Source organism: Streptomyces sp. NBC_01635, from assembly GCF_045209715.1.
Classification (GTDB): Bacteria; Actinomycetota; Actinomycetes; order Streptomycetales; family Streptomycetaceae; genus Streptomyces; species Streptomyces hirsutus.
Window position 1 is genome coordinate 2,794,440 of sequence record NZ_CP109277.1, and the last position, 15,133, is coordinate 2,809,572.

Sequence of the window (15,133 nt, forward strand, 5' to 3'; positions counted from 1 at the left end):
CCCCGCCGATCATGAACGTCCGCAGCAGCGCAGCGGTCCTGGCCGCCATAGCCGTGATCGGCGCCGCCGCACCGGCCGCCGCCGACTCGTCCCCGTCCCCCTCACCGTCCCAGCAGGCCCTACCCTCCGCCCTGTACGGCGAGAGCGACCCCCAGTACGACGGCGTGTGGCGCCAGTCGCTGGCCCTGCTCGCCCAGCACACGGTGGGTGTCGAGCCGCCGAAGGAGGCCGTCGACTGGCTGGCCGGCCAGCAGTGCGCCGACGGCTCCTTCGCCCCGTTCCGCGCCGACACCGGCACGGCGTGCGACGCGAAGACCATGGTCGACACCAACCAGACCGCCGCCGCCGTGCAGGCCCTCGCCGCGCTCGGCGGGCACGACGCCGTCACCGGCAAGGCCCTCGACTGGCTGAAGTCCGTACAGAACAAGGACGGCGGCTGGGGCTACATGGCGGGCGGGGCCAGTGACGCCAACTCCACGTCCGTCGTCGTCGGCGCGCTCGCCGCCGCGGGCGAGAAGCCGGCCGAGGTGGTCAAGGGCGGCAAGTCCCCCTACGACGCCCTGCTGAAGCTGGCGCTGCCGTGCGACACCAAGGGCGATGGGGCGGGCGCCTTCGCCTTCCAGCCGGACAAGAAGGGCGAACTGGTCGCCAACGCCGACGCCACCGCGGCCGGCGTGGCCGGCTCCCTCGGCGCGGGCCTGGTGGTCGAGCCGGGCAAGGGCAAGAACGGGGCGGCGGACGCCGCGTGCGAGAAGGCCGGGACGCCCGAGCAGGCCGCCGCCAACGGCGCCGCCCACCTCACGGACGCGCTCGCCGCCGACGGTCACCTCGTCTCCGCGCTCCCCGGCGCCGAGGACCAGCCCGACTACGGCAACACCGCCGACGCGGTGGTCGCGCTCGCGGCGCAGGGCGCCACCGGGCCGGCCGCGAAGTCCGTGGCCTGGCTGGAGAAGAACGCCGCCGACTGGGCCGCCCAGAGCGGTCCCGCCGCCTACGCCCAGCTGATCTTCGCCGCCCACGCCACGGGCGCCGACCCGCGCGCCTTCGGCGGCGCCGACCTGGTGAAGCAGCTGACCGCCACCGGGCCCGCCGCGCCGGCGGCCGACGCGGCCGGCACGAAGAACGGGCAGGAGGAGAAGGACGAGAAGGAGAAGGACGACTCGGGCTCCGGTTCGGTCGTCTGGTGGGCCCTCGGACTCTGCCTGGCCGCCGGCGCCGGCGTCGGCATCCTGGTGAGCAGCCGGAAGAAGAGGCAGCAGCCGTGATCCGCCGGGCCGGCCGGGTCGGCGGATCCGGCCGGGCCGTCGTCCTGTTCCTGGCCGCGCTCCTGCCCCTGCTGGCGGGTGCGGGCCAGGCGCAGGCCGCCGGCTACCGGTACTGGTCGTTCTGGGACCTCGACGGCGACAGGTGGACGTACGCCACCCAGGGCCCGTCCGTCGCCCGCCCCGCCGACGGCGACGTCCAGGGCTTCCGCTTCGCCGTCAGCGAGGAGTCCGACGACTCGGCACAGCCCCGGGGCGCCGCCGACTTCGCCGGCATCTGCGCGAAGACCCCCGCGAAGGACGGCAGCAAGCGGGTCGCCCTCGTCATCGACTTCGGTACGGCCGAGGACGCCCCGTCCGGCGAGACCCCACTCGCGAACCGCACCGCCTGCGCCCGGGTCGCCCCGGACGCCAGCACCGCCGAGGCCCTGGCCTCCGTCGCCGGACCCCTGCGCTACGACAACAGCGCCCTGCTGTGCGCCATCGCCGGATACCCGGAACGCGGGTGCGGGGAACAGGTGTCGGGGACGGGCACGGAATCCGGCACGGGTGCCTCGGCGCCCGGGAAGGAGACCGAGGGCGGGTCCGAGGACGGGTCCGAGAAGACCGGTTCCCCGGACTCCTCGGCGTCCGGGGAGTCCGGGGAGTCCGGGGACGACGGTGGTCCGTCCCTCGGTCTCTTCGCCGGGGTCGCCGTGGTGGCGCTGCTCGGGGTGGCGGCCTTCTGGCAGGTACGCCGTCGTGGCTGAGCCCGGCGGCAGCCGGCCACGGGAACGCACCGCCCCCGCGTCCCGTCGCCGGCGGGGCTCCCCCCTGCACCCCGGCGCCTGGTGGCTGTGGGCGCCGGCTCTCGGCGTCGCCGCCACCCGCACCACCAACCCCCTGCTGCTCGCCCTCCTCGTCATGGTCTCCGCGTACGTCGTGGCCACCCGCCGGCCGAACGCCCCCTGGGCCCGCTCGTACGGCGCGTTCGTCAAGCTGGCGCTGGCCGTGATCGTCGTCCGGCTGCTCTTCGCGATCGTCCTGGGCTCCCCCATCCCCGGTACGCACGTCCTTCTCGACCTGCCCGAAGTCCCGCTCCCCGACTGGGCGCAGGGCATCCGCCTGGGCGGCCGGGTCACGGCCGAGGCGCTCACGTTCGCCCTGTACGACGGCATGAAGCTGGCCACGCTGCTCATCTGCGTCGGCGCCGCGAACGCCCTCGCCAACCCGTCCCGCCTGCTGAAGTCCCTGCCCGGCGCGCTGTACGAGATGGGTGTGGCCGTGGTCGTGGCGCTGACCTTCGCACCGAGTCTGATCACGGACGTCCAGCGGCTGCGCGCCGCCCGTCGGCTGCGGGGCCGCCCCGACCGCGGGGTCCGGGGTCTGCTCCAGGTCGGACTCCCGGTGCTGGAGGGCGCGCTGGAGCGTTCGGTCGCGCTCGCCGCCGCGATGGACGCCCGCGGGTACGGTCGTACGGCACAGGTCCCGGCAGGGGTCCGGCGCACCACCGCCGCCCTCACCCTCGGCGGGCTGCTCGGGGTCTGCGCGGGCACCTACGGGCTGCTCACCGCCGAAGGCGCCGCGTACAGCGTCCCCGTGCTCCTGGCCGGTCTGGCCGCCGCGCTCGCGGGGCTGTGGCTGGGCGGACGGCGTTCCCTGCGCACCCGTTACCGGCCCGACCGCTGGGACGCCCGCGCCTGGCTGGTCGCCGGCTCCGGTGCGGCGGTCGCGGCGCTGCTGGCCGTCGCCGCCGCACGCGACCCGGTGGCCCTGCACCCCGGCGTGGTGCCGCTGGTCGCGCCCACGCTGCCCCTGTGGCCGGCGGCGGCCGTACTCATCGGCCTGCTCCCCGCCTTCGTCACCCCCGCCCCCACCCCCGAGGACACCGGCAAGGAGCCGTCGTGATCCGCTTCGAGAACGTCTCCGTGACGTACGACGGCTCCCCCGAACCCTCCGTGCGAGACGTCGACTTCGAGGTCCCGGAGGGCGAACTCGTCCTGCTCGCCGGGCCGTCCGGGGTCGGCAAGTCCACGGTGCTGGGCGCGGTCAGCGGCCTCGTCCCGCACTTCACGGGCGGCACCCTGCGCGGCAGGGTCACGGTGGCCGGCCGCGACACCCGTACCCACAAGCCACGCGAACTGGCCGACGTGGTGGGGACGGTGGGCCAGGACCCGCTGTCGCACTTCGTGACGGACCTCGTCGAGGACGAACTCGCCTACGGCATGGAGTCGTTGGGCCTGCCCCCGGACGTGATGCGCCGTCGCGTCGAGGAGACGCTGGACCTGCTGGGTCTGGCCGACCTGCGGGACCGCCCCATCTCCACGCTCTCCGGCGGCCAGCAGCAGCGCGTCGCCATCGGCTCGGTCCTCACCCCGCACCCCCGGGTGCTGGTCCTCGACGAGCCGACGTCCGCACTGGACCCCGCGGCGGCCGAGGAGGTCCTCGCGGTGCTCCAGCGTCTCGTCCACGATCTCGGCACCACCGTCCTCCTGGCCGAGCACCGCCTGGAACGCGTCGTCCAGTACGCCGACCGGGTGGCGCTGCTGCCGGGACCGGGCGAACCCCCGCTGCTCGGGACCCCGGCGGAGGTGATGGCGGTGTCCCCGGTGTTCCCGCCGGTGGTGGCCCTGGGCCGGCTCGCCGGCTGGTCCCCGCTCCCGCTGACCGTACGCGACGCCCGCCGCCGCGCGACCCCCCTGCGCGAGCGCCTCGCGGAGGCGGAGGAAAAGGCGAGGACGGAGGCGAGGACGGAGACCGTGTCCGTCACGGAGAGGCCAGCGGCAACGACCGCACCGGACCCCGCCCGGACAGCCCCGGCCGCCCCCACCACTCCCGCCACTCCCGCCACCCGCAGGACCCCCCTCTCCCTGTTCACCCGCAAGCGGCCGGGCACAGCCACGGCTTCTCCCGCCCCCGCACCCGCACCCGCCCATGTGGCCGAGGTCCGCGCCCTGGCCGTCCGTCGCGGCGGTGTCCGGGCGCTGCGCCACGTCGACCTGACGGTCGCCCCCGGCGAGACGATCGCGCTCATGGGCCGCAACGGCGCCGGCAAGTCCACGCTGCTCGGCGCACTGGTCGGGCTCGTGGAACCGTCCGCCGGTTCGGTCCGCACCGGTGGCGCCGTGCCGCACCGCACCCGCCCCCGCGACCTGGTCCGCCGGGTGGGGCTCGTCCCGCAGGAACCGCGGGACCTGCTGTACGCGGACACGGTCGCCGCGGAGTGCGCCGCCGCCGACCGGGACGCGGAGGCGGAGCCGGGCGCCTGCCGCGCCCTGCTGTCGGAGCTGCTGCCCGGCATCGCGGACGACGCCCATCCGCGCGACCTGTCCGAGGGCCAGCGCCTGACCCTCGCCCTGGCCGTCGTCCTCACCGCCCGCCCGCCGCTGCTCCTCCTCGACGAGCCGACCCGCGGCCTGGACTACGCGGCGAAGGCCCGCCTGGTGACCGTGCTGCGCGGGCTGGCCGCCGGGGGCCACGCGATTCTCCTGGCCACGCACGACGTGGAGCTGGCGGCGGAACTCGCCCACCGGGTCGTCCTCCTCGCCGAGGGCGAGGTCATCGCCGACGGCCCGGCGGCCGACGTGGTCGTCGCCTCGCCGTCCTTCGCCCCGCAGGTGGCCAAGATCCTGGCCCCGCAGCACTGGCTCACGGTCTCCCAGGTCCGGGAGGCCCTGTCATGACGCCCACCCCCGCCCCCACTCCGGCCACGGACAAGGCCGCCCCAGCCACCGGCGTCCAGCGCCAGGCGCGGGCCGTCCGCCTGGGCCCGCGTTCGCTGGTGGCGCTGGCCCTGGTGAGCGCGGTGGGCGTGGCCGCGTTCGGCTGGCCCTTCCTGGCCCCGCCCGCCTCCACCCTCAACGCCCACGCGCAGGACGCGCCGTGGCTGTTCGCGGGACTCCTCGTGCTGCTGGTCGGGGTGGTGGCGGCGACGATCTCGGAGTCGGGCCTGGGCCCGAAGGCGGTCGCGATGCTGGGCGTGCTGGCGGCGGCGGGGGCGGCGCTGCGCCCCATCGGCGCGGGGACGGCCGGTCTGGAACCCATGTTCTTCCTGATGGTCCTCAGCGGACGGGTCCTCGGGCCGGGATTCGGTTTCGTGCTCGGCTCGGTGACGATGTTCGCGTCCGCGCTGCTCACGGGCGGGGTGGGCCCGTGGCTCCCGTTCCAGATGCTGTCGATGGGCTGGTTCACGATGGGCGCGGGCCTGCTCCCGGGCCAGGACGGGCTGCGGGGCCGGGCGGAGCTGTGCCTGCTCGCCGCCTACGGCTTCCTGGCGGCCTTCGCCTACGGCACGATGATGAACATGGCGGGCTGGCCCTTCATGGCCGCCCTGGCCTCGAACATCTCCTTCGACCCGGACGCGTCGGTCCCCGCCAACCTGGCCCGTTTCCTGGCGTACTGCCTGGCCACGTCCCTCGGCTGGGACCTGGGCCGGGCCCTGCTGACCGTCGTCCTGGCCCTGACCCTGGGCCCCCCGGTGCTCCGCGCCCTGCGCCGCGCCACCCGCAGGGCGGCCTTCGAGACCCCGGTCACATTCACCGGCCACCCCTGAGTGGTCCCGCGTACGCCGACGGTGACGGAACTGACGGCCCGTCGTGAGGCGCCCCACATGACCCGGCTCACATACGAAGCGGGGTCGTAGCCCCGCGGGCCTCCCCCGCCCCCGCGTCCGCCCACTCCGGCCTGCGCGGATGACCGTCGGCCACGGACCGACACCCCCGCCGAATGCGGCCACGGATAGTAAAAGGGACCTTTGCGGACAAACACCGAAAACTGCTTCTGTGGAGCAGTCGCCAGGCGCCGACGTGCCCACCCGGGCCGCGGCGCCGACGTACGCCCCATCCCCCACGCACCACCAGGTGTTCCGGGGCCGGAGCTACGACGACCGCCCTGCAGTCGAAGAAAAGGTTTCTACATGTCCGCCGTTTCCATCCTCCGCAGCGTCGCCACCCCGAAGAAGGCCCTCGCCGGTGCCGCCGTCGCCGCCGCGGCCTGCGGCTCGCTGATCGCCGCCGCCCCCGCACAGGCCGCCACCACGGCCACGGGCTCGGCCCAGGCGACCGCGCAGTCGATGATCGGCGACTCCGCCCAGTACCAGTGCTTCTCGAACATCGTCCAGCACGAGAGCGGTTGGAACCACACCGCCACCAACGCCTCCAGCGGCGCCTACGGCCTGGTCCAGGCCCTGCCCGCCTCGAAGATGGCCTCGGCCGGCTCGGACTGGAAGACCAACCCCGCCACCCAGATCTCCTGGGGCATCGACTACATGAACGAGCGCTACGGCAGCCCGTGCGCCGCCTGGGACTTCTGGCAGGCCAACAACTGGTACTGACCGACCCGGCACCAGCCCTCGCACCACCCCGGCACCACCCGCATCACCCCGCAGACCGAAAGCGGCGGCCCCCAGATCCCCGGGGCCGCCGCTTTCGCCGTGCCCGGCGAAGCCTTCACTGCTGGACCTTCAGCGCCGAGTCCTCGCGAACCCCTGCGGCAAGGACCGTGCAGGCACCTACTTCCGGGCCGGTTCCTCCTGTGCGGGGGCGGGGTCCGGCGGCCTCGCCCCCGGGACCCGGGGCCCTGGCACCGGGCCGGTGACGGCGGCGGCCGTCACCAACCCCGCCCGTGGCCCCTGGAAGAGGTACGTCAGGCCGAAACCGGCCACGACGACGAGGGCTCCGCCGACCGCGTCCAGCACCCAGTGGTTGCCGGTGGCCACGATCGCGGCGACGGTGAACAGGGGGTGGAGCAGACCGAGCGCCTTCATCCACGTCCTGGGCGCGATGATCGCGATGGCCAGGCCGCACCACAGGGACCAGCCGAAGTGCAGGGACGGCATCGCCGCGTACTGGTTGGTGAGGGCGGTGAGGGTGCCGTAGTCCGGCTTGGAGAAGTCCTGCACGCCGTGCACGGTGTCGATGATCCCGAGGTTCGGCATCAGGCGCGGCGGGGCCAGCGGGTAGAGCCAGAAGCCGACCAGGGCCAGCAGCGTGGTGAAGCCGAGGCTCGCGCGCGCCCAGCGGTAGTCGACGGGGCGCCGCCAGTACAGCAGGCCGAGGACCGTGAGCGGGACGGCGAAGTGGAACGACGTGTAGTAGAAGTCGAAGAAGTTCCGCAGCCGGCTGATCCCCACGACCGCGTGGTTGACCGCGTGCTCGATGTCCAGGTGCAGCAGGCGCTCGAGGTCGAGGATCTGGTGGGCGTGCTCCTCCGCGCGCTCCCGGCCGCCGGTCGCCGCGAGCCGCACCTTGGAGTACGCGGCGTAGGTGACGCGGATCAGCAGCAGTTCCAGCAGCAGGTTGGGGCGGGTCACGACCCGGCGCAGGAACGGCAGCAGCGGTACGTGCCGGAAGCGGGTGGGGACGGGTTCGGCGTACCGGGTCGGGACGGGCGTGCGGAAGTACGGCGAGGTGCGCGACAGGAACGGGATCACCGTGGCGGCGGCGAGGGCGGCGAGCAGGACGGCGTTGTCCCGGACGGGGTACAGGAACGGCATCTCCGGCAGGATCATCTGGGCCGGCAGCGTCATCACCAGGACGACGGCGACGGGCCACACCAGCCGGTCGGAGGCGCGTCTGCCGGCCGCGCCGACGACGGTGAGCAGCACCCACAGCAGCTGGTGCTGCCATGCGGCCGGGGAGACGACGATGGCGGCGCAGCCGGTGATCGCGACGGCGAGCAGCAGCTGGCCGTCGTGGGCGTAGCGCACCGCGCGGCGCAGGCCGAGGGTGACGACGGCCGCGCCGATCAGCAGGAAGAGACCGATCTCCAGGGGACCCTCGGCTCCCAGGCGGAGCAGGGCACCGTGCAGGGACTGGTTGGCGAGGTCGTCGGCCCGGCCGCCGAGTCCGGCGCCCCCCATGTGGTGCACCCAGTAGGTGTGCGAGTCCTGGGGCATCGCGGCCCAGGCGAGCGCGGTGCCCGTGGCGAAGGTGACACCGGACGCGGCGGCGGCCCGGCGGCGGCCGGTGAACCAGAGCAGGGGGGCGAAGAGCAGCAGGGCCGGCTGGAGGGCGGCGGCGACGCCGATCAGGATGCCGCCGGCCCGCTGTCCGCGGGCGACGAAGCAGCCCAGCAGGACGAGGAGGACCGGGATGATGCTGGTCTGCCCGAGCCACAGGGTGTTGCGCACGGGCAGGGACAGCATGAGCAGGCTGATCGCGACCGGCGCGGCCAGCGACGCGGTGCGGCGGCCGACCGGCTGGGGCAGGGCGCGGGCGGCGGTCAGGCCGAGCGCGACGACCAGCAGCAGCGTGCCGAAGGTCCAGCCCCAGCCGAGCGCTTGTTCAGCCGATCGGGTGAGGGGTTTGAGGACGAGCCCGCCGAACGGCGTGCCGGTGAAGCGGGTCGATGCGTAGAGCGAGCCACTGACCTGTAGCACGCCGTCGTGTCCGAACCAGGTCTCGAGGTCCGTGAGCCGTTCCCCGCGCGGGGTGGTCAGGACGGCCGCGACCTGGCGTACGGCGAGGACGGCGGCGAGCAGCCACAGCCCGAGCCGCGCCGTGTGCAGGCGTGATCCGGTGTCTCCGACGGCCGCGGCCTGGAAAGCCTCCGCCGGTCGCCCCCTGTGTTCCGCGTTCGCCACGCCTCGTCGGCCTCCCGCCCCGTTGCTCCCCCGCGTCCCGCGCGTGGGAGTCCCTCCGCGAACCCTATGAGGCTCGCGCCGCCCCCGGAAGAGACGCAGGAAACCCCCGGTTCACCTGATGTCCGTCCCGCTTTGGTCCGGCTTTGGTCCGGCTTCGGTCGGGATGACCATAGACGGAAGGGAACGGGTCGTTCGCCGGGCAGACGAAAGGGATCACGGGGAAGGCCGGAGGCGCGTACCTTCGCCGGCGCGACCGGATGGGCCGGACCGGTGGGGCCGCCCGGTTCGGCGACCGGGCGAACGAGACGAATGAAAGACCGGATGAAGGACGAGATGAAGAACGAAGGTGTGCGCACATGAGCGGGTCACAGCTCTGGCATCAGGTGGACGAGCACTTCGCCGCCCTCCTCTCCCCCGACGACGAAGCCCTGACGGCCGCCCTGCGGGACAGTGAGGCCGCCGGTCTCCCGCCCATCGCCGTCACCCCCGCCCTGGGCAAGTTCCTCCACCTGCTGGCCCAGGTGCAGGGCGCCCGGAACATCCTGGAGATCGGCACCCTCGGCGGCTACAGCACCATCTGCATGGCCCGCGCCCTCCCTGCCGACGGGCGGCTGATCTCCCTGGAGTACTCCCCGCGGCACGCCGAGGTCGCCACCGGCAACATCGCGCGCGCGGGCCTGGACAAGCTCGTCGAGATACGCGTCGGTCCGGCGCTGGAGTCGCTGCCCCGGCTGGCCGACGAGCACCCGCCCCCGTTCGACCTGGTCTTCATCGACGCCGACAAGGTCAACAACCCGCACTACCTGGAGTGGGCCCTGAAGCTCACCCGCGCGGGCAGCCTGATCGTCCTGGACAACGTCGTCCGGGGCGGCCGGGTGATCGACCGGGACAGCACCGACCCGGACGTGGTGGGCACCCGCGCCGCCCTCGAACTGATCGCCGGCCACCCCCGGCTGAGCGGGACGGCGATCCAGACGGTCGGCGCCAAGGGGTACGACGGCTTCGCCCTGGCGCGGGTGCTGGAGTGAGCCGGTGCGCCCCGGCGGCAACGGCTTCCCGCCTCACACCTCGTGGTAGAAGCCCACGTTGACGCTGCGCGGGGCCGAGCGGTCCAGGATGACGACCTCGCCGTTGCCGCCCCGGGGCAGGGCGACGCTGCCGCCGTAGGCGACCGGGTGGACCTGGTCCCCGATGGTCAGCCGGACCTCGGAGGACGGCTCGGGGAGCGAACCGCGCAGCCAGCTCAGGTACCAGGTGCCGTCCTGGGCGCACTGGAACTCCAGGTGGACCCTGGACACGAACAGCCAGTCGTCCGGCGTGGAGAGCCGGCACACCGACCTGTCCCGGCCCACCCGCAGCACGGCTCCCGGCTCGGTCGGCGCGTCGGCCATGAGCATGCCGGCCGTGGCCCCCGATTCCGCCGACGACACGGTGGCCATGGTGAGTTCGAGCACGTGCGCTCCTCCTGGGACGTTCTGGCGGACCGGCTGTACCGGCCCGACGGCGGCCGGAACGGCCTGGTGCGGCGGCCGGAACGGCTCGCTGTCGCCGCATGATAAAACGCCCGGCTCCGTCCCGTCCGTCCGGCGGGCACAATGGCTCCATGACCGAGCGAAAGCCGCCGGGCGTCGATTTCGAATCGTGGGTGGACCGGCAGATCCGTGATGCCGAGGCGCGCGAGGACTTCGCGCGGCTGCCGGGAGCGGGCAAACCCCTCCCGCACGACATGGAGGCCCCGTACGACGAGATGTGGTGGGTCAAGCGGAAGCTGGCCCGCGAGGGCTACTCGGTGCTGCCGCCGACGCTGGCCCTGCGCAAGGAGGCCGAGGACGCCCTGGAGGCGGCCTACGCGGCCCCCTCGGAGCGGGTCGTCCGGAGGATCCTCACGGAGATCAACGTCAAGATCCGCGACATGATGTACAAGCCGCCGCCCGGCCCCCCGCTGGGCAAGAAGCCGTACGACGTCGAGGACGTCGTACGGCAGTGGCGGGAGCGCCGGGCGGCGGCGGACGGGCCGGAGCCCGGGGATGCCTGAGGGCGGCCCCGGGCGCGGGGCCGGTCAGGCGCGCAGGAGCCGTTCCGCCAGTTCGCGGTAGTCCCGCAGGGCCAGGCGCAGTTGCTCGGTGCCGGTCTCGGCGGCGTTCGGGCCCTCGCCGACGTCCTCGGTCTGCCAGGACCGGCGCAGGGTACGGCGCCGCTCGGTCACCGCGTCGGTGAAGCGGGCGGCGAGTTCCTCCAGCACGCGATCGGCCTCCGCGACGGAGTCCCGCGGGGTGTCCACGAAACCTGCCACGGCGTGCTGCAACTGCGCGGAGAGCTTGTCGCAGTCGTCGTGCGGGAGCAGACGGGGGCCGTGCGCCTCCTCGAGGGCGCGGTCGCCTCCGTGGCGGTCGCGGCGCTCGTCCAGGGAGGTGTGCGTGTCCGGCGTGCCACCGGTCCGCGAGCGGCCAGCCGCCGAAGAGCCCACGCCGCCGGGGGCGGGCGTCACCGTGCCGGTGTCCTCGCGGAGGTCCGGGGCACCGGACCGGGCGCCCTTCTCGTAGGCGTCACGGCGGGGGTCGCCGTGGAGGTCCCGGTGGACGTCCTCGCCGACGCCGTCACGGGTCCCGGGGGCAGTCGTGCGGCTGGTGGTGCGGGGCGCCCCGGTCAGCGGTTCGTCGCCGGGGCGTCGGGTCGTGTCGGTCATCTCGGTCAGCTCTCCTTCGCCTGTCGCCGGTGGAGCAATGAGGGCGTGTGGGGGCGGCCGCGTTCGGCCGTCCTCGCGCGGTGGCCGTCCGGCTCGCCGCGGTGGTCTCCGCCGTCGTGGCGGGACGGCCGCATCAGGTCGTCGAAGAGGGCGCGGGCCTCGACCATGGCCTCGCGCATCTCCTCGGTGCCGGCGCCGCCTTCGTGCCCGCCGTTCACGCGGGCCTGCGCGACCCGGTGCACCCGGCGGTAGCCGTCGACGTGGTGGGCGTGGTGCACGGACAGTGCGGCGAGCTGCTCCTCGTACTGTCCGCCGTCGGGGTAGCCCCGGGCGGCGGCGAGGTCGGCGAGCAGCCGGTCCGCCTCGGCGACGGCCTCCCGCGGCGAGTCGACGAACCGCTCCTGCGCGGCCGTCCAGCCCGCCTCGTACCTCTCCCGCTCGGCGGCCTCCAGCGGTCGTGCCCGCAGGTCGCCGTGGAGCTTCACGCGCTGGGCCAGTTCACGTTCGGCGGCCTCCGCGTCCCCGTCGTGCCGGGCGACGGCCCGGTCGTACTCGGGTCCGAAACGCCGCTTCAGGTGCGCGCCGTGGCGTGGACCACGGGCGCGCAGGGTCAGTACGGCCGCCGCAACGACAACGACCGCCACGATCACGATCAAGGCAATGATCAGGCCAGTGGACATGGATGCCTTCCGGTTCGTCGGCCAACCGGCGCTCCTCGCGCGCCGGTTCTCCGTTCGGGTTGCCCGAAGACCGGCCCGCAAACAGAGTTGCGGGCCCGGGGGCAGGCATACGCAGAATGCGGGCATGACGTGGACCATCCGCCCCGAGCTCCCCGACTCCCCCGTCGCCGCCGCGCTCTGGCGGGCGTACTACACGGAAGTCAGCGACCGCTGGTACCTGCTGCACGAGGGGCGCCGGACCGAACCGGAGGAGCTGGAGCGCGAGATCGCCGCGGAGTCGGGCGCCGACCTCGTGCCGCCGCGCGGGCATCTGCTGGTCGCGCGGTACGGGGACGAGGCGGCGGGCAGTGCGGGGATCCGGCTGCTGGACGGTACGACCGCAGAGCTCACCCGGGTCTTCCTGCACCCGGGGATGCGGGGCCGGGGCGGGGCGGCGCTCCTGGTGCGCGCCGCCGAGGACGCGGCCCGCGCGTCGGGCACCACCCGGCTGATCCTGGACACCCGCGGCGACCTGGTGGAGGCCCGCGCCCTGTACGCGCGGCTCGGCTTCACCGAGACGGAACCGCACAACGGCGGACCGTTCGCCGAGCACTGGTTCACCAAGCGGCTCGGCTGAACCCCCGTGCGGGCTCAGCCGACCTGCGTACCCGGCCGCCCGCCGCGCGCACCCTCCGGACGCTCGCCGGTGGCGTGCGGGCGTTCCTCGCGCGATCCGCTCAGTTCCGCCGACAGTTCGTGCACCAGGCGCACCAGATCGGTGGGCCGGTCCGGCCCCCACCAGTCACCGAGCAGCTCGGCCAGGGACTCCTCCCGGGCCCGCGCCAGCCGCTCGGCGGCCTCGAACCCGTCGTCGGTCAGGAGGAGGCCGAGGCCCTCGCGCCGGGCGAGGTGCCGTACCTCGGCCTGGCGGGCGGCCTCCATGACGACATCGAGCGGGACGGTGCTGCGCTCGGCGAGCAGGGCCGGTTCCACCGAGCCGTGCCTCCTGATCCGCAGCAGCAGCCAGCTCGTGGCGGGCAGCAGGTCGTAGCCCGCGCGGGCGGTGGTCTTCCGGTAGATGTCGCGCCGGCCCTCGCGGGTGCCGAGCAGGGACAGCGCGCGGCACACCTCGTCGTACGAGGACCGCTCCACCGGGTTGCTGGCCAGTATCTCGGTGCCGTCGGGCGCGGTGACCGAGGCCCGCAGCTTGTCCTCCTTGAGGAACCAGGCGAGGACGAACCCGACGAGGGCGAGGGGAACGGCGTACAGGAAGACGTCGGTGATGGCGGAGGCGTACGCGTGGACGACCTCCGGGCGCAGGGCGGCCGGCAGGTCTCCGATGCCGCGCGGGTCGGACTCCAGCGCGTCGGCGGAGACGCCGGGTGGGAGCTGGACACCGCGGAAGGCGGCGGTGAGTTTGTCGTCGAGGCCGTTCGTGAAGATCATGCCGAAGACGGCGACGCCGAAGGAGGCTCCGATGGACCGGAAGAAGGTCACGCCGGAGGTGGCGACGCCGAGGTCCCGGTAGGAGACGGCATTCTGCACGATCAGCACCAGGACCTGGATCACCAGGCCGAGCCCCAGGCCGAAGACGAAGAAGAAGGCGCTCATCACGGGGGTGGGGCTGTTCTCGTCGAGCTGGTGGAGCAGCAGCAGGCCGATGGTGATGAGACCGGTGCCCGCGATCGGGAACACCTTCCAGCGGCCGGTACGGCTGACGATCTGTCCGGAGGCGGTCGAGGCCAGCAGTGTTCCGGCCACCATCGGCAGCATGTGCACACCTGACATGGTCGGGCTGGTGCCTTGGACCACTTGGAGGAACGTCGGCAGATAGACGTTCGTGCCGAACATGGCGAAGCCGACGATGAAACTGATCACGACGGTGAGCATGAAGGTGCGGATCCGAAACAGTCCCAGCGGCAGCACCGGTTCGACGGCCCGGCGTTCCACGGCCACGAACGCGACGGCGAGGACGGCGCCCAGCACCGCGAGGCCGATGATCTGCCGCGAGCCCCAGGCCCAGGTGGTGCCGCCGAGGGAGGCGACCAGGACGAGGCAGGTCGCGACGGAGGCGATGAGGAAGGTGCCGAGGTAGTCGATGACGTGCCGGGTCGACCTGCGCGGGATGTGCAGCACCGCCGCGATGACGGCGAGGGCGACCACCCCGAGGGGCAGGTTGATGTAGAACACCCAGCGCCAGCTCAGATGCTCGGTGAACAGTCCGCCGAGCAGCGGCCCGAGGACGCTCGTCGTCCCGAAGACCGCGCCGAACATGCCCTGGTACTTGCCCCGTTCACGGGGCGGCACGAGATCGCCGACGATCGCCATGGACAGCACGATCAGTCCACCGCCGCCCAGCCCCTGGAGCGCGCGGAAACCGATCAGCTGGGCCATGTCCTGCGCCACGCCGCACAGCGCGGACCCCACCAGGAAGATGACGATCGCGGTCTGGAACAACCGCTTGCGGCCGTACTGGTCGCCGAGCTTGCCCCACAGCGGGGTCGCGGCGGTCGAGGCCAGCAGGTACGCGGTGACCACCCAGGACAGGTGCTCCAGGCCCCCCAGGTCACTGACGATGGTGGGCAGGGCGGTGGCCACGATGGTCTGGTCGAGGGCGGCGAGCAACAGGCCGAGAAGCAGCGCGCCCATCGAGACGACGACGTTGCGGGACACCTGCTCACGGGGATCGCCCGGACCACCCGGGCCACCTGGACCGCCCGGACCCGTGCCGGGGGCCGGCGGTCCGGAACCGGCACCGGGCGAGGGCCGCGCGCTGCCCGCCCTCTCCGCCCTGCCGTGCGCGTCCCCGGACATGACCACCTCCACAGGTTCTCGTTTCACGGTCCATCGTGATCGGTGTGACCGGTTATGGCCTGTTGAGTCCACCCGGAGGACCGCATTCCGGGGGCGCGTGCGTCGACGTGTGGAGAAGATCTGCATAATCTCTGGAGATCGCGAGGGGAGG

General features: G+C 73.7%; 14 protein-coding genes. 9 read left to right on the forward strand and 5 right to left on the reverse strand.

The features are described 5' to 3' along the window. The first annotated feature begins 11 nt into the window (after positions 1 to 11). The 6 genes from OHB56_RS13210 (at position 12) to OHB56_RS13235 (ending at position 6,573) form a co-directional block, all read left to right on the forward strand. On the forward strand, positions 12 to 1,265 hold the full coding sequence (locus tag OHB56_RS13210) for a prenyltransferase/squalene oxidase repeat-containing protein (protein ID WP_406353393.1): 1,254 nt from the start codon (positions 12 to 14) through the stop codon (positions 1,263 to 1,265). Then, positions 1,262 to 2,011, forward strand: a complete 750-nt coding sequence (locus OHB56_RS13215) for an SCO2322 family protein (RefSeq protein WP_406353395.1) — start codon at positions 1,262 to 1,264, stop codon at positions 2,009 to 2,011. The genes OHB56_RS13210 and OHB56_RS13215 overlap by 4 nt, the downstream gene beginning before the upstream one ends. Then, entirely contained in the window at positions 2,004 to 3,149 is a 1,146-nt protein-coding gene (locus tag OHB56_RS13220; protein WP_406353396.1) for an energy-coupling factor transporter transmembrane component T, read from the forward strand. Before OHB56_RS13215 ends, OHB56_RS13220 begins: the two co-directional genes overlap by 8 nt. After that, positions 3,146 to 4,924, forward strand: a complete 1,779-nt coding sequence (locus OHB56_RS13225; protein WP_406353398.1) for an ABC transporter ATP-binding protein — start codon at positions 3,146 to 3,148, stop codon at positions 4,922 to 4,924. The genes OHB56_RS13220 and OHB56_RS13225 overlap by 4 nt, the downstream gene beginning before the upstream one ends. Further along, positions 4,921 to 5,793, forward strand: a complete 873-nt coding sequence (locus OHB56_RS13230; RefSeq protein ID WP_406353400.1) for an ECF transporter S component — start codon at positions 4,921 to 4,923, stop codon at positions 5,791 to 5,793. The genes OHB56_RS13225 and OHB56_RS13230 overlap by 4 nt, the downstream gene beginning before the upstream one ends. A gap of 363 nt (positions 5,794 to 6,156) precedes the next feature. After that, positions 6,157 to 6,573: a transglycosylase SLT domain-containing protein gene (locus OHB56_RS13235; protein WP_406353402.1), complete on the forward strand. Its 417-nt coding sequence runs from the start codon at positions 6,157 to 6,159 to the stop codon at positions 6,571 to 6,573. A 177-nt stretch (positions 6,574 to 6,750) separates the two neighbouring features. On the opposite strand, the gene OHB56_RS13240 is transcribed toward OHB56_RS13235, so the two are convergent. Then, positions 6,751 to 8,823 (reverse strand): bifunctional glycosyltransferase 87/phosphatase PAP2 family protein, encoded by a 2,073-nt coding sequence (locus tag OHB56_RS13240; RefSeq protein WP_406353404.1) that lies wholly within the window; start codon positions 8,821 to 8,823, stop codon positions 6,751 to 6,753. 356 nt (positions 8,824 to 9,179) lie between these two features. Here OHB56_RS13240 and OHB56_RS13245 point away from each other — a divergent pair, with 356 nt between their 5' ends. Beyond that, entirely contained in the window at positions 9,180 to 9,851 is a 672-nt protein-coding gene (locus OHB56_RS13245) for an O-methyltransferase (protein WP_326752467.1), read from the forward strand. 33 nt (positions 9,852 to 9,884) lie between these two features. On the opposite strand, the gene OHB56_RS13250 is transcribed toward OHB56_RS13245, so the two are convergent. Continuing rightward, a complete protein-coding gene (locus OHB56_RS13250) occupies positions 9,885 to 10,277 on the reverse strand; it encodes an FHA domain-containing protein (protein WP_406353406.1) in 393 nt (130 codons plus the stop codon). Positions 10,278 to 10,426: 149 nt separating this feature from the next. On the opposite strand from OHB56_RS13250, the gene OHB56_RS13255 reads away from it, so the two are divergent. Further along, a complete protein-coding gene (locus OHB56_RS13255) occupies positions 10,427 to 10,858 on the forward strand; it encodes a DUF1992 domain-containing protein (protein WP_326752469.1) in 432 nt (143 codons plus the stop codon). Between the two features lie 24 nt (positions 10,859 to 10,882). Here the strand turns inward: OHB56_RS13255 and OHB56_RS13260 are convergent, their stop codons facing one another. Together OHB56_RS13260 and OHB56_RS13265 are read right to left on the reverse strand one after the other, a co-directional pair. Then, complete coding sequence (locus OHB56_RS13260) at positions 10,883 to 11,509, reverse strand: hypothetical protein (protein ID WP_406353408.1); 627 nt, start codon at positions 11,507 to 11,509, stop codon at positions 10,883 to 10,885. A gap of 5 nt (positions 11,510 to 11,514) precedes the next feature. Continuing rightward, complete coding sequence (locus tag OHB56_RS13265) at positions 11,515 to 12,189, reverse strand: hypothetical protein (protein WP_326752471.1); 675 nt, start codon at positions 12,187 to 12,189, stop codon at positions 11,515 to 11,517. 124 nt (positions 12,190 to 12,313) lie between these two features. Between OHB56_RS13265 and OHB56_RS13270 the strand changes: the two genes are divergently transcribed. Next, positions 12,314 to 12,805 (forward strand): GNAT family N-acetyltransferase, encoded by a 492-nt coding sequence (locus OHB56_RS13270; protein ID WP_406353410.1) that lies wholly within the window; start codon positions 12,314 to 12,316, stop codon positions 12,803 to 12,805. Positions 12,806 to 12,819: 14 nt separating this feature from the next. Here the strand turns inward: OHB56_RS13270 and OHB56_RS13275 are convergent, their stop codons facing one another. Continuing rightward, on the reverse strand, positions 12,820 to 14,982 hold the full coding sequence (locus OHB56_RS13275) for a DHA2 family efflux MFS transporter permease subunit (RefSeq protein WP_406353412.1): 2,163 nt from the start codon (positions 14,980 to 14,982) through the stop codon (positions 12,820 to 12,822). Positions 14,983 to 15,133 lie beyond the last annotated feature (151 nt).